This window comes from Koromonas humicola, assembly GCF_059726255.1.
In genome coordinates, this window is sequence record NZ_AP040873.1 from 350,515 (window position 1) to 374,769 (window position 24,255).

16 protein-coding genes are annotated in these 24,255 nt (G+C 56.9%); 9 read left to right on the forward strand and 7 right to left on the reverse strand.

All coding sequences use genetic code 11. From position 1 onward, the window contains the following. Positions 1–47 precede the first annotated feature (47 nt). Positions 48–518 (forward strand): pyridoxamine 5'-phosphate oxidase family protein, encoded by a 471-nt coding sequence (locus AC6IZD_RS01515; protein ID WP_497785914.1) that lies wholly within the window; start codon positions 48–50, stop codon positions 516–518. A gap of 386 nt (positions 519–904) precedes the next feature. Beyond that, entirely contained in the window at positions 905–2,599 is a 1,695-nt protein-coding gene (gene rpoD / locus AC6IZD_RS01520; protein ID WP_497785915.1) for an RNA polymerase sigma factor RpoD, read from the forward strand. A 159-nt stretch (positions 2,600–2,758) separates the two neighbouring features. Here rpoD and AC6IZD_RS01525 read toward each other — a convergent pair whose 3' ends face one another. Further along, positions 2,759–4,021, reverse strand: coding sequence for an ABC transporter permease (locus AC6IZD_RS01525; protein WP_497785916.1), 1,263 nt, complete (start codon positions 4,019–4,021; stop codon positions 2,759–2,761). A 141-nt stretch (positions 4,022–4,162) separates the two neighbouring features. Beyond that, positions 4,163–5,392 carry an ABC transporter permease gene (locus tag AC6IZD_RS01530; protein ID WP_497785917.1) on the reverse strand — a complete coding sequence of 410 codons (1,230 nt, stop codon included), beginning with the start codon at positions 5,390–5,392 and terminating at the stop codon, positions 4,163–4,165. A gap of 112 nt (positions 5,393–5,504) precedes the next feature. Between AC6IZD_RS01530 and pnuC the strand changes: the two genes are divergently transcribed. The 4 genes from pnuC to AC6IZD_RS01550 all read left to right on the forward strand — a co-directional run bounded on the left by pnuC (position 5,505) and on the right by AC6IZD_RS01550 (position 11,467). After that, positions 5,505–6,092, forward strand: a complete 588-nt coding sequence (pnuC, locus tag AC6IZD_RS01535) for a nicotinamide riboside transporter PnuC (protein ID WP_497785918.1) — start codon at positions 5,505–5,507, stop codon at positions 6,090–6,092. A gap of 131 nt (positions 6,093–6,223) precedes the next feature. Further along, a complete protein-coding gene (locus AC6IZD_RS01540; protein ID WP_497785919.1) occupies positions 6,224–7,654 on the forward strand; it encodes an FG-GAP-like repeat-containing protein in 1,431 nt (476 codons plus the stop codon). A gap of 484 nt (positions 7,655–8,138) precedes the next feature. Further along, positions 8,139–10,247 (forward strand): elongation factor G, encoded by a 2,109-nt coding sequence (gene fusA, locus AC6IZD_RS01545; protein WP_497785920.1) that lies wholly within the window; start codon positions 8,139–8,141, stop codon positions 10,245–10,247. 185 nt (positions 10,248–10,432) lie between these two features. Beyond that, a complete protein-coding gene (locus tag AC6IZD_RS01550) occupies positions 10,433–11,467 on the forward strand; it encodes an alkaline phosphatase family protein (protein WP_497785921.1) in 1,035 nt (344 codons plus the stop codon). A 137-nt stretch (positions 11,468–11,604) separates the two neighbouring features. Here AC6IZD_RS01550 and AC6IZD_RS01555 read toward each other — a convergent pair whose 3' ends face one another. From AC6IZD_RS01555 to AC6IZD_RS01570, 4 genes are all read right to left on the reverse strand, one after another. Continuing rightward, on the reverse strand, positions 11,605–12,588 hold the full coding sequence (locus AC6IZD_RS01555; protein ID WP_497785922.1) for an alcohol dehydrogenase catalytic domain-containing protein: 984 nt from the start codon (positions 12,586–12,588) through the stop codon (positions 11,605–11,607). Positions 12,589–12,676: 88 nt separating this feature from the next. Beyond that, positions 12,677–13,711, reverse strand: a complete 1,035-nt coding sequence (gene ruvB, locus AC6IZD_RS01560; RefSeq protein ID WP_497785923.1) for a Holliday junction branch migration DNA helicase RuvB — start codon at positions 13,709–13,711, stop codon at positions 12,677–12,679. Next, positions 13,698–13,838, reverse strand: coding sequence for a hypothetical protein (locus tag AC6IZD_RS01565; RefSeq protein ID WP_497785924.1), 141 nt, complete (start codon positions 13,836–13,838; stop codon positions 13,698–13,700). The genes ruvB and AC6IZD_RS01565 overlap by 14 nt, the downstream gene beginning before the upstream one ends. A 311-nt stretch (positions 13,839–14,149) precedes the next feature. Then, on the reverse strand, positions 14,150–14,461 hold the full coding sequence (locus tag AC6IZD_RS01570; RefSeq protein ID WP_497785925.1) for a DMT family transporter: 312 nt from the start codon (positions 14,459–14,461) through the stop codon (positions 14,150–14,152). Positions 14,462–14,870: 409 nt separating this feature from the next. On the opposite strand from AC6IZD_RS01570, the gene AC6IZD_RS01575 reads away from it, so the two are divergent. Continuing rightward, positions 14,871–17,381, forward strand: coding sequence for a glycoside hydrolase family 31 protein (locus AC6IZD_RS01575; RefSeq protein ID WP_497785926.1), 2,511 nt, complete (start codon positions 14,871–14,873; stop codon positions 17,379–17,381). A 151-nt stretch (positions 17,382–17,532) separates the two neighbouring features. Further along, entirely contained in the window at positions 17,533–18,897 is a 1,365-nt protein-coding gene (locus tag AC6IZD_RS01580; protein ID WP_497785927.1) for an MFS transporter, read from the forward strand. Positions 18,898–19,130: 233 nt separating this feature from the next. Here the strand turns inward: AC6IZD_RS01580 and AC6IZD_RS01585 are convergent, their stop codons facing one another. Further along, positions 19,131–20,381 carry a hypothetical protein gene (locus AC6IZD_RS01585; protein ID WP_497785928.1) on the reverse strand — a complete coding sequence of 417 codons (1,251 nt, stop codon included), beginning with the start codon at positions 20,379–20,381 and terminating at the stop codon, positions 19,131–19,133. A gap of 387 nt (positions 20,382–20,768) precedes the next feature. Here AC6IZD_RS01585 and AC6IZD_RS01590 point away from each other — a divergent pair, with 387 nt between their 5' ends. Beyond that, the gene (locus tag AC6IZD_RS01590; protein ID WP_497785929.1) at positions 20,769–24,242 is read left to right on the forward strand and encodes a TonB-dependent receptor; all 3,474 of its coding nucleotides are present in this window, start codon (positions 20,769–20,771) and stop codon (positions 24,240–24,242) included. Positions 24,243–24,255: the final 13 nt, after the last annotated feature.

The window sequence follows — 24,255 nt, forward strand, 5'->3', positions numbered from 1 at the left end:
CCGAAACAGGACAAAATTCCCGTCCAGCAAACCTGTGGGGGTGAGCAATGGCACAACTGTGGTCTATGCGGCGACAAGACCGTGCGACCGACGAGATCGAAGCTCGTCAGATACTGCTGCGCGGTGAATACGGCATTCTCAGCACTGTCGGGCCTGATGGCGAGCCCTATGGCATGCCGGTCAGCTACGTGTACCGCGACGGGGTGATCTACTTTCATTCCGCGCCAGAAGGACGCAAGATCGCGCACCTCAGCGCCTTTCCTCGCGCCAGCTTCTGCGTAGTTGGCTCAACGGAAGTCCAGCCCGAGATGTTCAGCACGCGCTACGAGAGCGCCATTGCTTTCGGAAGCGTGCGCGAGCTTGAAGGTGAGGACAAGCGGGCAGCCTTGGGGTGGCTGGTTCAGAAGTACGCGCCCGAGTTTTACGAGCAGGGAATGGAGTACATTGCCTCCTCCCAGTCCGCCACGCGAGTCTTTGCCCTGCATGTCGTTCAACTCTCTGGAAAGCATCGAAACTAGGGGCGGCGAAAGACTTCTGGAGCAATTCTGATTTCAGATTGCTTTTTGTTCGCGACCGTAGATTTCTGTCGCTCTTGACTGCCACAACCTAGCCCAATCCTGTGACAAACCTTGCTTTTCCTCAGCCCGTCTGCAAAAATGTTGAAGTTCCCGAACCTTGGGAAGCTCTCCGCCATCTAAAGGCTTAAGGCCTTCTCGCCTAGACAGGCGACTTTGCCCGTAAGCGGAGCGGGCACTCGTGTACTGCGTGGTGAAATTTGAGGTTATTGCGGCACTTCGTCGGTCGGGAAACGACCGGGAGGCCGACTTGCGTGCATTATGAGGCTTCCTCGGCCTCTGCAATTGTTTCTTTCGGCTGCCTACGGCGCCAGTGAAGGGTATTACTCTTGGCTCTAGACGATAAATACGAAGATATTCAGAAGTTGATCGATACCGGCAAGGAAAAGGGCTTCCTCACCTATAACGAGGTCAACGACCTTCTGCCGAACGATATCAACTCTCCCGACGACCTCGACGACCTGCTCGGAATGATCGGCACGCAGGGGATTAATGTCCTTGAGGACACAAAGCTTCCCTCCGAAAAGAAGTTCGATCCCGACGAAGAGTCCGATGACGTTGAGCTTGATTTAACTCCCGGTGCGTTGGAAAAGACGAACGATCCGGTTCGCATGTACCTGCGCGAAATGGGCACTGTCCCCCTGCTCACCCGAGAGGGCGAAGTAGAAATCGCGAAGCGCATCGAGCGCGGACAGATTCGGGTTCTCAAGTCTCTCTCTCGCTCGGCGATCGTGATCCGCGAAGTTCTAGCGATCGGCGATGATCTCAAGCGTGGTGTGCGTTCCGTCAAAGAAGTAGTGGTCTTCGACGAAGAAGAGATCACCGATGAGGTGATGAACAGCCGCCTTAAGGAGATCACGGTCAAGATCGATGACCTCGGCCGTCACTACAAGAAGGGGCTTGGCCTCGCCGCCAAACTCAATGAACTCGGCCCCGCAGGCAAGGATCGAAAGAAACTTAAAGATTATCGCAAGCTGCACTGGGCTCTCGGACGCGCCCAGGTTGAGGTCAGCCGCTCGATTCGCAATCTGCGCTTTACCAACCAGGAGCGCAAGCGCCTCATCGACCGCGTAAACAAGACGGTCGAGAACATGAAGGCCTTGGATCGTCAGGTCCTCAACCTCGAAAAGCGATGCGAGTTCACCAAGAACGAAGAGCAGAAGAAGGAAATCCGCAAGCAGATCAAGACCGTGCGTACCGACATGGAGCGCATCGAGGTCGAGGCCGGAGCCGTCTTCAGCGAACTCAAGCGCACTCAGCGCGAAATCATTCAGGGCGACATGGATGCCGAGCACGCCAAGCGCGAGCTCATTGAGGCGAACCTGCGCCTCGTCGTTTCCATCGCCAAGAAGTACACCAACCGCGGTCTGCAGTTCCTCGATCTGATTCAGGAAGGCAACATCGGTCTGATGAAGGCCGTCGACAAGTTCGAATACCGCCGCGGCTACAAGTTCTCGACCTACGCCACTTGGTGGATTCGTCAGGCCATCACGCGCGCCATCGCCGATCAGGCTCGCACCATCCGCATTCCGGTGCACATGATCGAGACCATCAATAAGCTCATCCGCACCAGCCGTCAGCTTGTGCAGGAGTTAGGCCGCGAGCCAACTTCGGAAGAGATCGCCCGCCGCATGGACATTCCTGTCGCCAAGGTCCGCAAGGTCCTGAAGATCGCGCAGGAGCCCATCTCCCTTGAAACCCCCATCGGCGAAGAAGAAGATTCGCACCTTGGAGATTTCATCGAGGATCGCGCCGTTGTCTCGCCCGCCGAGGCCGTCATCAACGTGAACCTCAAGGACCAGACCTCGCAAGTCCTGCGCACCCTGACCCCTCGCGAAGAGAAGGTCATCAAGATGCGCTTCGGCCTCGAAGACGGCTCGGAACACACGCTCGAAGAAGTCGGCCAATCCTTCGCCGTCACCCGCGAGCGCATCCGCCAGATCGAAGCCAAGGCTCTGCGCAAACTGCGCCATCCTTCGCGTTCCCGCAAACTCCGCGCCTTCATGGACGGTGTTCACGAGTAACGGAAATCATCCGAAAGCAAGATGGGCACGGCTCTCGCCGTGCCCATCTTTTTGAGGTGTCATCCTAAGCGTCAGCGAAGGATCCCTACTTCCGCTCAACTCTCAACCGCAGTTCAAGGTCACCTACCACCCAACGTCGTGAAACCTTGTAACCTGTCCCTACTCGTACCGCAGCGCCTCAATCGGATCCAGATTCGCCGCTTTCCACGCCGGATAAATCCCAAACACCAGCCCAATGAATGCCGAAGAACTAAACGCGAACACCGTCCACTTCGCACTCATCGTGGCCGGTAACGCAGGCATCAGCGCCGCAATGATGTAAGTGATCACGCCTCCAATCAGAATCCCGATCACGCCACCCAGCGCCGTCAGCACCATTGCCTCCAGCGTGAATTGCAGTAGCACATCGTGCTTGCGCGCACCCACTGCCTTGCGTACCCCAATTTCTCGCGTGCGTTCCGTCACCGACACCAGCATGATGTTCATCACTCCCACGCCGCCCACAATCAGCGCCACGCTTGACACGGCAAACATGAAGATGAACACTCCGCCCGTCACCTGGTTCCACACTTGTACAATCGAATCCTGGCTGAACACGGCGAAATTGTCCGGCTGATCCGGCTTCAATCTGCGCTTCCTTCGCAGCAGATCTCGCATCTCGTCCATCGCCTTTGCCATGTCTGGCTGCGATGTGGCCTTCACCGAAATCCAGTTTTGCTTCATCTCCGGATGCAGCTTTTTGAACGTCTGGTACGGGAACATGACAATGTTGTCTTCCGGATTCGACCCGCCGCTGAACGCGCTCTTCTTCTGTTCCGCCACGCCGATCACCCGGAACAGTTCACCTTCGACGTTCACCTCCTGGCCAAGAGGATCGCCGTCGCCGAACAATTCCTTTGCGGTGTCCGACCCCAGCACTACCACCGGCATGCGCTGATCGTCTTCAGCTTGCGTGAACCAACGCCCACGCGCAACGGCATAGTCAAACACGTCTCGCGAATCCGGCGTATTGCCTTCGAGAATCGCGTTCTTGGCCGTCCTTCCGGCGTACTTCACCGAATAGCTGCCAACTCCGAATTCCTGCATCATGATGCGCAGCGAAGGAGCCACGGCCTTCACATGCGGCAGATCTTTCATGGCGATCGCGTCTTCGTAGGTCAGTTCTTTGCGATTTAGCATCTCCGCCGTTGGCCGCCCGAAATTGAACACATCGATATGGAATGCGAACACAATGTTCGATCCCATCTGCTGCACCATGTTCTGTACATTGCTGTTCAGCCCGCGCACCACCGAAGAGATCGTAATGACCGTTGTCACGCCGATGACAATTCCGAGGATGGTCAGCCCCGAGCGCATTTTATTGCGCACCAGCGTCGTGAACGCCAATCGCAAAATTTCCTTAAAATCTCCGCGCGATGCCATCACAAACTCTCTTCCGTACTTCAGATGTATTTACGAAGGTGTCATACTGAGCGCAGGGAAGGATCCCCACCCAGCTCAAATATCAACTGCCGCGTGAGAGGCTTCTCCGCGTCCGTCCCCAACCTCGCGAAACCTTGCTTCTTACAGCTCAAACCTCAACGCCGCAATCGGGTCCAGCCGCGCCGCTTTCTGTGCCGGATACACCCCGAAGAACACTCCCACCGACCCAGCCATTACCAGGCCCGCGAGTATCGTCCAGAACTCGACATTGCTTGGCATCCCAATCAGAATCGTCACAGTCTTCGCGACCACGATCCCCAACGTCACCCCAATTGCTCCGCCCACCAGCGCCAGCGTCGAAGACTCAATCAGGAATTGCCGCATCACGTCGCCGCGCTTCGCTCCCAGCGCTTTCCTTATCCCAATCTCGCGCGTTCGTTCCGTGACTGATACCAACATGATGTTCATAATCACTACGCCGCCCACGATCAGCGAAATCGATGCCAGCGCCACCGCGACCATGAAGAACGATCCGCTCAGGTCGGCCCAAATCGACAAAAAGCTCTGGTTGGTTTCCGCCACAAAACTGTCGGGCTGCCCCGGAGCATCGTGCCGCCGCGCTCTCATCACTACTCGCACCTGGTCAATTGCGGCTTCCAGCGGAGCACCCACTCCATCAGCTTTCGCCCAAATGTTCAGCGATTTCTGTGATCCAAATTGGCTGAACCAGCTCGTCAAAGGAATCACAACCCAGTTGTCCTGGCTCTGTCCCAACGTCTTGCCCTTGGGCTTTGCTACGCCAATCACCGTGTAGACGCGCCCATTGACCCTTATCTCTTTGCCCAGCGGATCCACGCCTGACATCAGATTTTCGGCAATGTCGCTACCAATCACCGCTATGCTCGAGCCTGCGTTCAAGTCTGCTTCCGTCAGGTTGCGCCCCGACTGCAAGTCCAAGTCGTAAATTGCGCTCATCCCCGGAGTCCATCCGCGCGCTGTCGTGTCCGTGCTGTTCTGCTCGTTGTACTTCACTTGCACGTTGCCTTGACGCGCCGATGCGCCAACTGTGCGGCAAGCGGTACACGCCTCCTGCACAGCGAGGAAGTCTTCGTAGTGAACATCCTTCCTCTTCTGCGATTCCAGGTATTGATCGACGTTTGTGATTACGTTCGGAGCCTTGGAGACGATGAACACGTCTGCGCCCAGATTGAAAATCTTCTCCGCCACGTAGCCATTGATGCCATTGACAAAGGTTTCCACTGCAATCACCGTTGCCACGGCGATCACCACCCCGAGCAGGGTAAGCACTGATCGCAACTTGTTTGCCCACAGCGATTGCAGGGCAATGCGGATCGCTTCCAAGGTATTCATAGTAAGAAAAAGCGCGTAAATAGCGGCCCTCAGTGTACCAGACCTGCTGCGCCGCATCGCTCGAGCTCAGTCCTGCACGGAAACCCGCCGACTTGCTGTTAGCATGAGGGCAATGAACCTGATCGAACTCATGGGCTTCCTGACCGGAGCTGTCTGCGTGCTGCTTGCCGTACGCCAGAACATCTGGAATTGGCCCATCGGCATTACGAACAACATCATCTACTTCATCGTTTTTTGGCGAAGCAAACTCTACGCCGACGCCTGCCTGCAACTCGTTTATATCGCGATCTCGGTTTATGGATGGAGAAAGTGGCTCCGCAAGGATGCAGCCAGTCAGGAACTCATTCCGACACGCATCACCCGCAACTGGGAATTCGTTGTGCTTGCCTCCGTGACAGCCATTTCAACCGTCTGCCTGTATTTCATCCTCCATCGCTTCACCGACAGCACGGTCCCGTTGGGTGATGCCACAACTACGGCCTTGAGCCTGACCGCGCAATACCTGCTCAGCCGCAAGCTCATTGAGAACTGGATGGTCTGGATCGTTGCCGACGTGCTTTACATCGGGCTCTACTGCTACAAGTCCCTTTACCTCACCGCTGGACTCTACGCCGTCTTCATCGTTCTATGCGTAATGGGCCTGCGGCAGTGGAAAGCCTCCACGGCAAACGCTCAGACCGCCGTTGTGGTCGAACCGTAATCAAGAGGCTCACTCCTCTGGGTTAGCGCTGGCCATCTCCGACCAGCGATAAATCCACTCCTAATGGCAACCCCGGAATTGCAGTGAACCTCTTCATTCCTCCAGATCGCTCGTTGATCATTGGAGGTCCTATGACGCGCCACCCTTGGCTGAGCGGACTCATCCTGCTTAGCTGCACCCCCCTGTTCGCCCAATTCCAGTTCACAGTCGCCAACTATCCAACGAGCGGATCTCCTACCAGCATCGCCATTGCCGATTTCGACCGTGATGGCTATCCCGACATCGCGGTCGCCAACTACCAGAGCACCACTTCCAGCACCGTGGACATCTACCGCAACCATCGAGATGGAACCTTCGAGCCGTACAAGAGTTACACCGTGGCCAGTGCCGGTATGATCGTTGCAGCCGATCTCAACGGGGACTCGTGGCCGGACATTATTGTCGCTGGCCTGAACGTAAACAAGAATTCACTGTTGGTGAATGATGGCACCGGATCATTTCATCTCGGCACCGCACCCGTCACGCAACGCGCAGTCAATCGCTTCGTTGCGGGTGATTTCAACGGAGATGGCAGAGTGGATCTCGCCGCCGTCGAGGTCACATTCGGCAAGCCTTCTCAGATCGAGATTCTCAAGAACATTGCCTCCGCCAAATTCACTACGTCACAGGTGCTCTCGCTCCCGACTTCCATACAGAACGCTGCCGTCTACGATATCGATGGCGATGGAAAGCTGGATATCGCTGATGCGCTCCCGTCCAAAACACAGATCTGGTGGGGCAAAGGCGATGGCACTTTCTCTGCGCCTTTGCAACTGCCTTCTCCCAACACTGACGCGCTCTACTCTCTTGTGACGGCAGACTTCGACAATGATGCGCGAGAAGATATCGCCGTATCCACCATCCACCCCTGCTCAGACCCAACGAACTTCTGTGGTACGAACACCGTCTGGGTCTATCGAAACCTGGGCAATCGGCAGTTCAAAATTGTCTCTTCATCCCAATTGGGCACCGACGCCGGAGGTATCCTCTACACGACCGATCTGAATGGCGATCTCAAACCCGACCTCGCGATGCTTAACGTGAGCGTCTGGGTGGGTGCCATTACGTATCGCTTTGGCAATGGAAACGGCACCTTCGGCCCCGCGCAAAACCTCACCGGAACGACCGCGCCCGAAATTGCCTTCCGCGACCTCAATCGTGATACACGAACCGACGTCGCCATTGCCTCGAACTTTCCTGGCGGAGAACTAGAGGTACTTCTCTCCACGAGCGGAACGCTAGGGTGCTCGAGTCCCGGCACCAGTACGCTTGCCGCGCACGTTTGCACTCCTGCTGCGGGCAGCACTGTTTCCAATCCCGTCGTATTCCGCGCAAGCGGAGACTCGCCAGTCGGTGTGAGACGACTTGAACTCTGGGTTGACGGAGTGAAGAAATATCAGAAACTTGGAAACCAGATGGCAACGAGCCTCACCCTCACCCCCGGAACTCATTACGTGACCGTCGTTGCCGTAGATCAATACTCCGGATATCGCAAAAACTCACGAACCATCACCGTGCGTTAACTGAGCGTGCTTCGGTGGCCCACTCAACGTTCTGTTCGTTGAGTGGGGCTGTTCCTCAAAAACGAAGGAAGCTTCCATCACACTCTTCTGTGACATAAACCTATTCCCCGATTGCTCTCTGTCGTGTATCACACCTACTAAGCAGAATCTTGTAGCGCCGAGTGAAATTGAGCCTGCTCCGTCCGTGTGCTACGATGCTCTGCTCTAGATGTTCTTTCCATATGTGCCGCGAGGTGCATAAGTTTTGCCCTTCCGCCCCCGTTTGGGGGTGTCTGTGGCGCGTTGCGTCCCGGCAGCGGAATGGCTGAGTGCAGCTAGCTGGTGCAGCTGGATTGCGCAGTAAAGACGCTCGCCGCCTTTTCAGGTGGGCGCCGTAGGCGAATGGTTCTGCAACGCGTTTCTCGTGTTTGCCGCCGCCGCTTTCGACGGAAATCCGGGTAGCTCGATGTAGAGCGTTCGAATCAAAGCTCTCGGGAGTTATTTTGTGAAGACCTACGATGGTGAGAATGTCCGCAATGTGGCTGTAATTGGCCACTCCCACTCAGGCAAAACCTCTTTAGTGTCGGCCCTGCTCTACACCGCCGGCAGTACACCCCGGCTCGGCCGGGTTGATGACGGAACCACAACCACCGATTACGACGAAGAAGAAATTTCCCGGCAGATGACCATTTCCGCCTCCCTCGCCGCCGTCGAGTGGGGCAAAACCAAGATCAATCTAATCGACACTCCCGGCTTCAACATGTTCGTCCACGAAGCCGAGCTTGCCATGCCTGCCGTTGACGCCGCCCTCGTCGTTGTTGACTCCGTTTCCGGAGTTCAGGTCGTCACCCAGAAGGTCTGGAACTACGCCGACTCGCTGAAGCTTCCTCGCGTCGTCGTCTGCACTCGCATGGATCGTGAGCGCGCCGACTTTGAGCGCGTTATGGAATCGCTCACGTCCACCTTCGGGCGCAGTGTCGTTCCCGTGCAGCTTCCCATCGGTGCTGAAAAGAACTTCAAAGGCGTCATCGACCTCGTCAAGATGAAGGCCTACTACTACGAACTCAGCGGCAACGGCAAAGCGCGCGTCGAGGACATTCCCGCCGACATGGCCGACAGAGCCAAGGCTGCGCACGAAGCTCTTATCGAACTCGTCGCCGAAGGCGATGACGCACTCATGAGCGAGTTCTTCGATACGGGGACCATCGGCGAAGAACATATTGTCAGCGGCATTCACAACGCCATTCGCGAAGACCGTCTTTTCCCCGTACTCTTTGCCTCCGGCCTCGGCAATATCGGCACCGACGAAGTTCTCGACTTCATCATTGACTACGTTCCTTCTGCCGTCGAGCGCGGAACCATTGCTGGAGCCGTGACCGCGGACAACGGTGAGCCGCCGCAACGCAAGATTTCAAAAACCGAGCCACTATCGATCTTCGTTTTCAAAACCGTCAGCGATCCTTTTGCCGGACGTATCTCCTACTTCAAAGTCGCCAGCGGCGTACTCAAGAACGACGCCTCGATCACGAACTTCAATCGCTCCACACTCGAGAAGTTCGCTCATATCTCGGTCGTTCAGGGCAAGCAGCTTGTCCCCGTGCCCGAGCTTTCTGCCGGAGACATCGGTGCCGTTGCCAAGCTGAAAGAGACGCTCACCGGAGACTCCCTTGGAGACAAAGCGGCTCCCTTTAAGTTTCCAACTGTCACTCTCCCCGAGCCGGCCATTACCTTTGCCATCGAGCCTAAGACCCGCGCCGACGAAGACAAGCTCGGTGTCGGTGTTCACAAGCTGATGGAAGAGGATGCCATGCTGCGCTTCTATCGCGACCCGCAGACCAAGGACTTCCTCATCGCCGGAACAGGACAGCAACACATCGAAGTGGTGGTCAGCAAACTGAAGCGCCGCTACCACACCGAAGTCGTGCTCAAGGCTCCGAAGGTGCCGTATCGCGAAACCATTCGCGGCACCGCCGACGTCCAGGGCCGCCACAAGAAGCAGTCTGGCGGACACGGCCAGTTCGGTGATTGCAAGATCAAGATGTCGCCTCTACCTCGCGGAGCTCAGTTCGAGTTCGTCAACGACATCTTCGGCGGAGCCATTCCGAAAAACTTTATTCCTGCCGTTGAAAAGGGAATTCTCGAGGCCGCAGCTCGCGGATTCCTTGCCGGATACCCTGTTGTCGATTTCAAGGTCAGCCTCTACGACGGCAGCTATCACGACGTTGACTCCAACGAACTCAGCTTCAAAACTGCCGGCCGCATCGCCTTCCGCAAAGCAATGGAAGCCGCAAAGCCCGCTTTGCTTGAACCCATCATGCAGGTCGAAATCACCGTTCCCGACGAGTTCGCCGGAGCCATCATGGGCGACATGAACTCCCGGCGCGGACGCATTCAGGGCATGGACAATGTGGGTGGAAACACCATCATTCGCGCTCACGCGCCCATGGCTGAAATGCTGACCTACGGCACCGACCTCACCTCCATGACTCAGGGCCGTGGTTCATTCAACATGGAAATGGATCACTACGACTTCGTCCCAGCTTTGCAGCAGGAAAAGATCATCGCTGCTGCCAAGGCCGCCGGAGCTGGTCTGGAAGAAGAGGAAGAGGAATAGCGAGAGTACCAACGAAACTCTGGTCCACCAGGTGCCCCACATCTGCCGCAGTCAGCAGATGTGGGGTTTTTCTTTGCCCACTAAGCAATGTTCGCCAGTGTGGCTCCCCCAATATTGAACGACGGAAAACCCGGCCTTTCTTCCACGTCTCATACTCACTAACTACCTAATTCACAAAGGCTCCTATGCTGGCGCTTCGCGTCGCCCAAAACCTCTTCTGCAAAGTTTCTCTTCCACTTCTCGCAATTCTGATCTCGATCTTCAGCTTGAGTTGCGGCGCTGGCAGTTCCAAAACCACTCTCATCAGCACGAAAAAGCTACCCCACTCCGACCATGTATTCGTGCTCATGCTCGAAAACCATGCATTCTCTGAAGTCTTTCCCGCCGGAGATGCCAGCGACTGCTCCGCATCCGACATGCCCTACCTGTGCGGACTCGCAGCAAAGAACGCAATGGCGCTCAATTTTTACTCCAACATGCATGGTTCGCTCTGGGGATATCTCTACAACACTTCTGGCTCGCAATGGATAGACCCGCCATACAAGTGCAACGGAAACAACTGCTCCGCTCCCGGCGTTGTGAACGGAGACAACATTGTTCGCGCTCTCAACCTGGCGGGCAAGACCTGGCGCGCCTACCTCGAAGACCTTCCATCGCCCGGCTACGTCGGAGGCAACAAAGGCCCGTACGTCGATCGTCACAATCCGTTCAAGTGGTACTCCGACGTGACTTCCGCGCCCGAGCAGCAGAGCAACATGGTCCCCGTCACACAGCTAGCCACCGACCTCGCCGCGTCCAACTTCGCCAACTACACCTACATTGTTCCCAACGTCCTCAATGACGCACACGGCTTCGGCGGACAAACCGCCACGCAGCTTCTGAATTCGGCCGACACGTGGATGCAGAAGAACATTGCTCCTCTGCTTGCGACTCCGCTGTTCCAGGCCGGAGGTGACGGCGTCCTCATCGTCACCTTCGACGAATCTGCGCTCAACCGTGCTTCTGGCGATAGCTTTAGTGACGATGCCTGCTCGCCTACCATCACTGCCGGATGCGGCGGCCACATCCCGTTCGTTGTGGTCAGCCCGCTTGTACCTCCCGGCACCACCAACACCCAGACATATCATTTCGAAGACATGCTCCACACCACCATCAGCCTGCTCGGCCTTAATGACTATATGAACGCCTCCGCCACCGCCGGCGACATCACACTGTTCTGAGAAGAGCCGAAGATTGCGTAGAAAGTAAAAGGCGGTATGGAAATGCTTGAGGGTGGGGTTGTTGACCTTGCTTTGTAGTTGCTTGGTCTTCACGAAAGGATCTTGAGTGTTCGGTTTGTTGCGGAAAAGCCCTCTCACTACCGCATCTTCAGCACAATCTTTCCCACCGTGTGCTGTTGCAGAATTCCCTGCAGAGCCTCTCCTGCCTGGTCCAGTCCAATCACTTTCAACTCGGGAACCCGCAACTCTCCCCGTTCGAGATGGGCAGAAAACTTTTTGCCAGTCTCGACCAGTGTTTTCCTTCCGTACTCGCCATTGCGGTGTCCCGAGCCCAGGCTTAGTTGATGAAAGCTCAGCCCTCTCCCAAACGCGTCTTTGTACTGCATCGGCTCTACAGTCGTCACCAACTCCACCATCTCGCCTTCGAATCCGAGACAGTCGGAAACGAGCATTGCGCTCGCACCGCCAACACAATCCAGCGCACGGGTTGCGCCTTCTCCTTCAGTGATCTCCTCCACTCTCGCCACCACGTTTTCTCGCGTGTAGTCGATCACGTCGGTAGCTCCCAATCCGCGCACGTACTCTACATTCCTGGTCGAACACGTCGCCATCACGCAACTCACTCCTGCCACTCGGGCAATCTGTATGGCGAAGCTTCCAACTCCTCCCGAGCCACCGGCGACCAGCAGTCGATCGTTTGACTGTATGCGCAGCTTGTCGTGCAATGCTCGCCACGCCGTCCATCCTGCACAAGGAGTGGCCGCCGCAACCTCCGAACTCACCTTCGGATGTGCAATCAGCGTGCGCGCATCCTGCACCGTGTACTCGGCAAACCCTCCACGTGGGCGGAACATGTTTCCATGCGTCAGCACGCGATCGCCCCGCTTCCACGCGGACACCGCACTACCAACCTCGACCACTGTTCCCGAAACGTCCAGTCCGCCAACCCAGTCGGTGGTCATCTCAGGAACCATCTTCTTCCACTGCACGATCTTGGCATCTACCGGATTCAACCCGCAGGCTTCTACCTGCACCAGCACGTCGCTGTCCGCCAGCATCGGCACCGCAATGTCCTGCACGGTCCACCGGTCTGTCTTGGGATCAAACGTCAGAGCGCGCATCTTGCTTCCTCCTTGCAGGCGAAAGGGCAGCCTCTCCGGCTGCCCTCACCTCGCGAAACTCGCGAACTTCATCCACCTTGCGACCTCCTCAGAACAACATGTTCTGCCGCCTTGGTGGCTCCACTCCAAAATGCTTGTACGCCAACTGTGTTGCCACACGTCCTCGCGGAGTGCGATCCAGAAACCCGATCTGAATCAGGAACGGCTCGTAGATTTCCTCAATGGCATCGGGTTCTTCCGCCAGCGCTGCCGCCAAAGTATTCACCCCAACCGGCCCGCCTTGATATTTCTCAATGATCGTCAGCAACAGTCTTCGATCGACCTCATCGAACCCGTGCTGATCCACTTCGAGCATCTCCAGCGCCGATTGCGCCGTGGCCAGATCGATATGCCCCGTCCCGCGAACCTGTGCGTAATCACGTACGCGCCGCAGCAGCCGATTTGCAACGCGCGGTGTCCCGCGACATCGCATAGCAATCTCCATTGCCGCATCATCATCAATGCCGACATTCAAAATCTGCGCCGAGCGATTCAAGATGATCTTCAAATCATCGTGCGAATAGAACTCCAGCCGTAGCACCAATCCCAGCCTTGAGCGCAGCGGAGCCGAAATCAACCCGATCCTCGTCGTCGCTCCTACAAATGTAAACGCCGGAATCTCAAACGAATGTGTCCTCGCCGAAGGCCCTTGCCCGACCATGATGTCCAGACGGCAATCCTCCAACGCCGAGTACAGAATCTCTTCCAGCGCCGGCTGTAACCTGTGAACTTCGTCCACAAACAACACCTGTTGCGATTGCACATTCGTCAGAATGGCCGTGAGGTCGCCCTTGATCTGCAGCGTTGGCCCCGCCGTCTGCTGGAAAGCCGCACCCATCTCATTGGCGATGATTGTCGCGAGCGTCGTCTTGCCCAGCCCGGGAGGTCCATACAACAGGATGTGATCCAGTGCCTCGCCTCTGGCGCGCGCGGCTGCAATCGCCACCGCCAGATTCTCTTTCACCTTTGGCTGGCCAATAAATTCCTGCAATCGCTGAGGCCGCAGCTTCAGCTCAAATCCTTCTTCGCCTTCCAGCGGCCCTCCGGCCACCAGTCGCGCCCGATCTTCTCTATTTCCAGCCATACTCAGCGATGTTATATCCCCAGCCCCCAACCATCAATTCCGAACTCAGATAAACCGAACTGACCAGTTCTTGGCGTGAGCACTCGGTCATCGTGACCGTGAATCCACGCTCCGCGGGAGTGCCCATTTCAAATCGTGCGAACGAAGCACCGCGGGAGGAGTGACGGTTCCAAATCGTGGTGAACCCACGCTTTGCGGGGAGCGACCATTTCAAATGGTGGCCGAATCAAGCGCCGCGGGTGCCCCATATACACTCGCCTCTTTTGGCGAGCGCATGTGGGATCTAATAAACTCGCGCGAAGCGCGCCCCGAAGCCTCTTCTTTTGTCCTTGCTGTTGATCCTGTTCTTGAAACCGGTCCGCCAACCACACGCCCTCAGTAGTTATCCACCGAATCCCAGCACATGACGGTCACCCCCATGCGGCCAATTGCACTCGACTAGCTAGCTTTCATCAGCACGATTCCTGACAGGATAAGCAAACTGGCCAAGATTCTGCCGGGGTTCGTCGGCTCTCCAAGGATGAGTATTCCCATCAGAACTGCCCCGACCGTACCGATTCCCGTCCACACGGCGTATGCCGTGCTGAGTGGTAGCGTTCGCATCGAAATCGCGAGCAATGCAACACTCGCAATCATCGCCAGTAGGGTAACAATCGATAGCAGCGGACGCGTAAAGCCCTGAGAGAGCTTCATCGTGTATGCCCAAACAGCTTCAAGCACACCAGCTAAAAACAACAGCACCCAAGCCATAGCGGCCCTCCACTTAATGTAAGGGCCGGGCCGTCCCGGCTGTCGTCTCCGCGCTGCGGTGGAGGGCGTGGCCTCCAAGGGTGACGAGATCCCTATTATCCCACGGGTCGTAGTTGCGACTGATAAACGGAACTGTCCACAACTCATGGCAGTGACACTCTGAGCCTCCCGTCCACGCCTGAATCGCAACCGAAGTATTTCGCGCACCATCTCCATCACCAGTCCCTCACACCAGAATCACGGAAAACTAATCATGTAACATGCGTGAAACATCTCCATAACTCTCTGAGCAATCGAGAGTTGCTCTCGTTACCGTGACACACCTTGAAATACTTGTGTATCCTCCGCCCGCGCAACAGAATTCCATTGTTTAGTTCAGCAGATTTTCAATTCCAGGGTCTGTCACTGCATGAGTCCGAATTCATACGGCCGTACGCTCCTGTCTGCATTCCGCAACCACGTCCTCGTCTTCGCAATTCTTTGCGCGACCGTTTCCGCTGCGCTTGCGCAAGTTCGGGCAAACCAGCACGGCCTGATAGCCATCAACTCGGGAGGCACCCTTGAGATTACGGCCTTGCGTGACGACGTCCTGCACGTTCGCCAGTCGCACAGCCGCACTCTTCCCGAAAATGCATCGTGGGCAGTGCTTTCATCGGCACGAGACGCGCGCGCAACGGTCGTACCTGAGAAGAACGGCTTCCGTACCGCGACTCTGCGCGTGACAGTTTCTCCAGACCTGCGCATCACCGTCGCCGATCTTGCCGGGAACATTATTCAGCAGGATGCCGAACCTGTACGCTGGAATGGCAACTGGTTCCGCATCTATAAGCAGCTCGATCCCACGGCGCATTTCTTCGGACTCGGCGACAAGCCCGGTCCGCTCGACCGCCTCGGCCAGAGCTACACGATGTGGAATTCCGACGCCTTTGGGTGGGACGAAGCCAGCGATCCCATCTACAAGAGCATTCCGTTCTTCATCGAATTCCGCTCGGGGCGGGCACTCGGAGTCCTCTTCGACAACACCTGGCGTTCCTACTTCGATTTCGGACACGAACTCGCTGATCGCTACTCCTTCGGTGCTCCCAACGGCCCAGTGGACTACTACCTTATGTATGGGCCCGATCCCAAGCGCGTCGTTTCCAGCTATGCCTGGCTCACCGGCCCAACGCCGCTCCCGCCGCTCTGGTCCCTCGGATTCCAGCAGTCGCGTTACAGCTACGAAACCCAGTCGCGTGTCATGGAAGTCGCCAATCGCCTGCGCACGGATCAGATTCCCGCCGACGCGCTCTATCTCGACATCGACTACCAAGTAAAGAATCGTCCATTCACCATCGACCGCGAGAAGTTCCCTGACTTCTCCGGCATGGTCAAGAAGCTTTCTGCCGACAATTTCCATCTCGTCGTGATCACCGATCTGCACATCGCCAAGCTTCCAAATCAGAATTACGCTCCCTACGATCTCGGCCTTGCTGGCGACCACTTCGTCAAGAACCTTGATGGCTCCAACTACGTCGGCCCCGTCTGGCCCGGCCCTTCGGTTTTCCCCGACTTCACCCAGCAGCGTTCGCGCACTTGGTGGGGAAGCTTGTATAAGGATTTCGTTTCCACTGGCGTTGCAGGCTTCTGGAACGACATGAATGAGCCTGCCGTCTTCCGCTATCCCTCCAAGACGATGCCCGACGACGTTCAGCACCGCATCGACGAGCCCGGATTTGCCAAGCGCACGGCCAATCATCTTGAAATTCACAACGTCTATGGCATGGAAAACTCTCGTGCCACCTACGAAGGCGTCCTCGCTCTCCAGCCAAACGAGCGTCCGTTCGTTCTTACCCGTGCCAGCTTCGCCGGGGGACAGCGCTATGCCGCCACTTGGACGGGAGACAATTCTTCCTCGTGGAGTCACATGCGCCAGACGACTCCACAGCTTCTCAATCTCGGACTCAGTGGTTTCGCTCTCTCCGGTGCTGACGTGGGTGGTTTCGGTGGCTCGCCTTCTCCCGAACTACTCACTCGCTGGCTCGAACTCAGTGCCTTCCAGCCCATCGACCGCGACCACGCCGCCAAAGGCACTCGCGACCATGAGCCTTGGGTTGATGGTCCCGAACACGCCGCCATCCGCCGCAAGTTCATCGAAGAGCGCTATCGCCTCATGCCTTACCTCTACACCGTGGCCGAAGAAGCCTCGCGCAATGGTCTCCCCATCGTGCGTCCGCTCTTCCTCGAGTTCCCAAATGCCACCAAGGACGGCCATCCGATCGACCTCGATGCTACAAACGAGTTCCTCTTCGGCCCCAATCTTCTTGTCCTGACCGCGCCTACTCCCGACGAGACAACGCCTTACGCGGTTCACCTTCCTCCGGGCACCTGGTACGACTACTGGACCGGCGAACGCGTCCATGATGGAACCCAACTCGAAGCACGCGATCTTGAACGCCGCGACGATTTGCATCCCCTCCGGCTTTCCGTCACGCCCAAACTCGACCAACTGCCTGTTTATGCCCGTGGAGGCAGCATCGTGCCGATCGCGCCCTTGACCCAGAGCACCGACGTCAAGCCCGCAGGTCCGCTGACGCTGCGCGTTTACCTGCCCGAAGCCGATTCCAAGTCCACCGGTGATCTCTGCCATGGCGAGGTCTATCTCGACGACGGACACACCTTCGACTACCGTCGAGGTCAGTACCTGCGCGAGCGCTTCACCTGCCGTGCCAACTCCGATGGATCGTGGACCCTCCGTGTCTCTGAGCACGAAGGCAGCTATTCATCCTGGTGGAAGAGTTTGCGTTTCGAGGTGTATGGTTTGAAGCCGTCCGAGAAATTAGCCTCAACCGCTCACGGCAATCTGCCCTTGCAGCAGTCCGGCTCGACTTGGACTGCCGAAGTCGAGGATGATCCTCACGGAGTAGAGGTTACATTGCGGTAATTGGAATGAATTTAGGGCGCCCCACCTACGATGGAGGGTGCAGGGGTGCCCCACCTTCGACGCGCGTTTTCCGCGCGGCTAAGGTGGGTGAACAAGAACAGCAGTTCAGGACTTGCTCTAGCATCCGATAGCAGCAGCAGAGGACTGATTCATGAATCGACCGCGCCGCACATCTTGGCAGATCCTCAACATGAGTGCCGGATTCCTTGGCATCCAGTTCGGTTGGGGACTGCAAATGGCGAACATGAGCGCCATCTACGAGTACCTCGGAGCCAAAGCAGACCAAATCCCGATGCTTTGGCTCGCCGCACCGCTCACCGGACTCCTCGTTCAGCCGCTCATTGGCCAAGCCAGCGATCACACCTGGGGACCCCTTGGCCGACGCCGTCCCTATTTCCTTGCCGGAGCCATTCTAAGTTCGCTCGCCTTGCTTCTGATGCCGCGCTGTTCGGCTCTTTGGATGGCCGCCGGGCTCCTCTGGATCCTCGACGCTTCCATCAACATCAGCATGGAACCCTTCCGCGCCTTCGTTGCCGACATCCTCCCCGATGAGCAGCGCACCGCCGGATTCGCCATGCAGTCCATCCTCATCGGAGCCGGAGCCATTGCCGCTTCATCGCTCCCCTGGTTCCTCGGCAAGTATTTCCACTTCGCGGCCGACACCACGCACCACGCCATCCCCATCACCGTGCGCCTGTCGTTCTATATCGGAGCCGCTGCCTTCCTCGGTGCCGTCCTTTGGACGATCCTCACAACCAAGGAGTACCCACCCGAAGACCTCGAAGCCTTCCGGCAGCAGAAAGCAGCTTCCGCCTCGACCAGTTTTGTCTCGCGGCTAGTTAAGTCCGCCAAAGAAATCCTCACCGCCATCCGCGAGATGCCGCACGTCATGCGCCAGCTCGCCTGGGTTCAGTTACTCACCTGGCTGGGACTCTTCTGCATGTGGCTTTATTTTCCCGTCGCCGTGGCCCACAACGTCTTCGGAGCCGCCGACACCACTTCGCCGCAGTACACCCGGGGCATCGAGTGGGCAGGGAATTGCTTTGGCTTCTACTCCGCCATCTGCTTCGCTTTTTCCTTCTCGCTTCCGTTCCTCGCCCGCCATCTAGGACGCCGCAATACCCACAGCCTCTGCCTCGTTTGCGGCGGCGCGGGACTGCTCTCCGTAGCTCTGATCCAGCACCCGATGCTGCTTCTCCTGCCGATGCTCGGTGTCGGAATCGCATGGGCCAGCATTCTCTCCATGCCGTACTCCGTGCTCTCTGCGTCGCTCCCTCCTGCGCGCACCGGAGTCTACATGGGCATTTTCAACTTCTTCATTGTCCTGCCCGAAATCATCGCATCGCTGTTCTTCGGTTGGGTGATGAACCACGTCCTGCATAACAACCGCATGTCGGCCGTCATCGCCGGAGGCGCATTCCTCCTCGTCGCCGCCATCCTCATGCAGCGTGTCCGGGACACCGCATCAGAAAGCGTGAACGTCAGCTCCAATAAAGCGGTCGAGCTGTCATCGTAAACACGAACGATTCCAATCTGGAATGAACACGAGGGTGCCCCATCCTAAACTCGCCTTTAGAGTTTCGGGTGGGGTAGTTGCTTTGGCAGTTGTCGTTAGTGTGCTGTTGCCCTTGGTGTTGTTCTTGCAGTTGGATCTGTCATCCTGAGCGCAGCGAAGGATCCCATCCATGCGCAAATAGGCAATTCCGCCCAAGAGGCTCTTCCGCCACGGACTGCAATCTCCAGGATTGTTTACTTATGCACCGCGACCAGACTCGCTTCCACCGGAACCCCGTGCGAGATCCTCACCTTCAGCAGCGCTTCAAACGGCTTCAAATCCTCCGCCTTCTGCACCCCAAGCTTCGCCAGAAGCTCCTCCAGCGACTCTTGGTGGCACAGATACTCCACCGCGCCCTGCGTCCCGAAGGTCGTCGTTCCGGCGATCGACAGCACCAGCCTTGAGGACTCCACTCCGCGCTTAAATCCAACAATGGCATAGTCTTCCGTAAGCGCTTGCCCCGCCGGACTCGCCAGCGAAACTGCAGGCTCGCCTCCCTGGGGCGAAACCGTTGCAATCGACAGGTCGCCAGCCCTCGGCCCCGCAGGCACGCGCTGGAAAACGAAGTGCGTCGTGCTCGGAACGTCTCTTAACGTCAGATTTTCCGCGGGAGAGCCCAAAAAGATCAGGTTGTTCTGCTTGATATCATCCAGCGAGAACAGGCTGCCGCGCTTCACCCTCACGCGCCCATGTAGCGTGGCAAAAACCTCATCCAAATTGTGCACCGAAAGCACTTCACCCACGCCCGTGTAGTGATCAAAAACCTGTTCACGCGCGTCATTCGTTGCGTTGGCATAGCGCAACCCGGTTTCCGGACGCCCAACAAACGCGGCATTGCTGAACACCACCCACGGCTGATCCGGCGTGGTCAAAAACTGACCCCAGAACAACTGGTAGGCCGCCGGAGCCTTACCGTCCGCTCCCACCGTCGCCACTGCCTTTGCCGGCGGGCGATTCACCAATAAGAATATGACCGCCGCCACCGCCACCAGCAGCAGAGAGCTTAATACCGGCACTGCAATTCGAAATTCGCGCCCAGTTTCAGCCGGTTTCGCCGCTTCTACGGGGCTGGGTTTATGCTCAACCGCCTCAGGCACTGGCTTTTGTGCGAATCGCGGGTTTTCACGGAAGTGTACGGCGTAGTTTCCCTTTGGCAGTTCGACGATTACCCGGTCGTTTTCGCCATCCGTGCTGTAGTAGCTTGCCAGCTTCGTTCTCAGCCTTCCGGCCTGTACGCGGATAACCGAATCGAGCTGCGGATCGAAGTTGGATGAGCGATGAAATACCTCTGTCGCGATCTGGTATTCCTTGATCGCCGCTCCCGGCTGATTCAGTGACTGTTCTGTCAGATAGCGCAGCAGTTTGCACAGCGCCTCAGAATTATGCAGGGCCGCACTTTGCGACAAGCGCTCAATCTGCTCCAGAATCTGCTCTCGTGTGAACACGCCAGCTATCTTGTCACATCATGTAACAAAAGGTGAAACATTTTGTAAGTAAAAGATTTCAGACGCATTGGGTCAGTTACCGTGACTAACCAGCAGAAACTTGCATTAAGCTATCCAGAGTTTCAGACTCCCCTACGGTTTTGTTAAATGATGCAGAGTTCGACAACGGCTCGACTTGGGCGCCACAAAAGGCCTGAGCGGTCGTGGTTGCCCCCTCCGTGTATGCCCAGTGAGGCCGCGTTGGGGGATACAAAACCTTAGTTTCAGGCGAGAGCATGCGTAATCGGGCTAGCTACATGACTGCAAAGGACTTATCCCCTGCGCACTGCTCTTAGAAGCTTTTCCCGTAACGATTAGGGTTTTGGATTTTGTTTCTTTGGAGGAACTATGAAGCAGTACGCCAAAAGGTGTTTCCTGGTAGCTCTAGTGCTGCTGGTCACAACCATCATGGCCCTTGCTCAATCGGATAACGCACGCGTGTTCGGTACAGTAACCGATCCCGCTGGTGCGGCCGTTCCGGGTGCCACGATCACCGTCACGAACCTGGCGACGAATACCACTGTATCCGTCCAGAGCCAGGGAAACGGTGACTACGTTGTGAACGCCCTTCGCATCGGCCAGTACAAGGTCGAGGCCAAGAAGGACACTTTCAGGTCAGCGACGGCCAACGTCACCCTGGAAATCTCTCAAGTCAAAGAAATCAACTTCAAACTGCAGGTTGGTTCGGCTGTTGAAACCGTCAATGTGACCGATGAGGTCGCACTGGTTGACACCGCTACCTCCTCCGCAGGTGAAATCATTCAGGGACGTCAGGTTGTCGAACTTCCACTGAACGGCCGTAACTTCACTTCGCTTGCCCTCCTCACCCCTGGCGTTGCACGCGGCGCGTACAATGATCAGGCTACTGGCAGCAACAATCAGTCCGAAACATGGCGCAACAGTGAGTCCGGCGGCGGCGCTCTTACCGTCAACGGCCTCCGTCCTCAGGCAAACAACTACCTGCTCGATGGCCTCGACAACAATGAGTCGCTGGTCAATACATTGGTTATCTTCCCGCCAGTGGAAGATATCGCCGAATTCAAGGTAACCACCAGCGTCGCCTCTGCCGAATTTGGCCGCTCCGGCGGTGCAATCGTGCAGGTCGCAACCAAGTCTGGCAGCAACTCGATCCACGGCGCAGGCTACTGGTTTAACCGCTCGCGTGAAGGCGCTGCACTGCCATGGGGCTGGGGTAATGCCGCGGCTCCTGTGCTCAAGCGCAACCAGTTTGGCGCGTCTTTAGGCGCTCCCATCTGGAAGAACAAGATTTTCGGCTTTGTCGACTATCAGGGCTGGCGTCAGAAAACGCCGCAGGTTGATGGCACCGATATCGTCCCAACGGCCAAGATGCGCACTGGCGATTTCAGTGAGCTGTATTCGGCAGCCGGTACGACGTCCGCAACCTCTCTGCCTTTCATGACGAATACGACCTGCGTTGCTGCAATGAAGACCGATCCAACGGCCTTCAACGCAAAGCATGGATACATCTTCAACCCGCAGACCTGCCTTCCGTTTGGGTGGGATTCAGTAGCGCACCAGCCGGGAACTAAGATCAATATCATCCCAACGGCGAATCAGAATCCCGTTGCGATGAAATTCCTGAATGCCTTCCCGTTGCCCAACGTGGGCAGCTTCAATCCTGCTAGCGGTGACAATAACTTCCAACCGCGTCGCCAGATTAACAAGACCCTGGACGACTACGATGCACGTCTGGATTTCGTTCTTAATCCGAAGGAATCCATCTTTGCCCGTTACAGCTTTGATCAGGATCTGCTGAGAGATACGGACAAACTCGTCGACTCATCACATGATCTGCCCTCCGGCTACGGCTCGGGCAGCAACCCGCAGCATCCGCGTCAGCTTGCTGTCGGTTACACTCGCACTCTTTCCGATTCCATCATCAACGAATTCCACTACGGCTACTCTCGTCCGTACTTCGGATATCAGCAGCCCGGCTTCGGCGGGACGCAGGCATCAGATCTCGGCATTGTCAACGCCAATACCAGCCCGCTTCTGGGTGGCATGCCAGCCATCGACTCCGGCACGCGGTTGGAGTACGTCGGCGACGGCGGTCCTTACACCGTAGCCGAAGGTACCCATCAGTTTGTGGATACCCTGAGCTGGGTTAAGGGACGTCACAACCTGAAGTTGGGCTTCAGCATAATGCACCGCAGTGTGGACTTCACCCAGGGCAATAATGCCAAGGGAAACTTCTGCTTCAGCGCCGCAGACGGTTGGTGCTGGCCTGATCAGGGTCCGATCGGTGGTTTCACCGGACACGCGATCAGCGAAATCGCTGCCGGATTTGCGTGGGATTACACCATCGGCGTTTTCAACGGCTACTATCGCACCCGTAGCTGGGAAAACGGCTTCTTCGCTCAGGACGACTTCCGCGTCAGCCGCAAGCTGACCTTGAACCTCGGCCTGCGTTACGACGTTCTCTCTTGGCCGACCGAACAGAGCGGCAAGCAGTCCAACTTCGATCCTTCTACTGGAACCTTGGTTCTACCCGGAGAGAAGGGCTGGAACAAGTCTCTGATCGACACGCCCAAGGGAAACTTTGGACCCCGTGTAGGCTTCGCCTATGACCTCAGCGGAAACGGCAAGACCGTCATTCGCGGCGGTTACGGCCTCTTCTACTACGTGGATCGTGGTGGAGTAGGTACGCAGCTTTCCAATAACCCGAACTTCAACGGCTCGCAGACGTACTATGCTTGCCCGTCCGCCGATCCGACTTGCGCGACTGGCGTTCGTTTCACGCTCGGTGGATCAGCTCCGAACGGTTCGCTGGACCCGACTGTTGCTACCGGTGCGCTACCGGTGGGACAGGTTACTGTGAACCCCAAGGTCCTCACCAGCAGCCAGAACGTCATTTATTACCCCAAGAACAGCAAGAATCCGAACATCCAGCAGTGGAACATTCAGGTGGAACGTGCACTGAATGGTTCGACCTCTTTGGATCTGGCTTATGTGGGCACCCACATGGGTAACCTCGGAACCTCGTTCAACGCCAATGCCACCGTTCTTGGCACCACCTCTCAGAAGTGGTTCTCGAACGTTGGTTCAATCTCGGAAGTGGCTATGATCGGCAACGGCAACTACAACGGCCTGCAGGCTCGCTTGAACAAGAAGATGAGCCAGGGCTTGCAGTACACCGTCGCCTATACGTACTCGCACACCTTGGACAACGCCCCGTCCGCAATCGCTGGTGGGACCAGCACGAATATGGCAGCCAATGGAGTGCCGCTGCTCAAGTACAACTACGGCAATTCCAACAGCGACCAGCGTCAGGTGCTAGTGGCCAGCGCGTTGTATGAGCTGCCCTTCGGCCGTGGCAAGACGTTCTTCAGCAACATTCCACGAGCTGCTGACTTTGTTCTCGGCGGATGGCAGTGGAACAATGTGCTGAACTTGGCAAGTGGCGCGCCGGTTGACCTCGTTCAGAACAACGTTCGTCCTGACTACCACGGCGGATGCAAGGAAAACTACTCCCGGAAAGTTTGGCTGTACTGTCCTGTCAGTGCCTTCACGGCACCCGCTACTGGAACAGTCGGCTCCTTGGCTCGCAACTACTTCCATGGACCGGGATACCACACTTGGGACATGTCGCTGGCGAAGAGCTTCCAGGTCGCCGAGCGCGTAAAGACGGAGTTCCGTGCCCAGGTTTATAACCTGACCAACACTCCGCAGCTCCAGAACCCGAGCGATTTGAATTGGCAAGACGCGATGAACGCAAGTTCTAACAAGAACTTCGGAGTCGTGTCCTCACCTCGCACCGAATCGCAGCGCGAGCTCGAATTAGTGCTTCGTGTTTCCTTCTAACAATGAATAAACA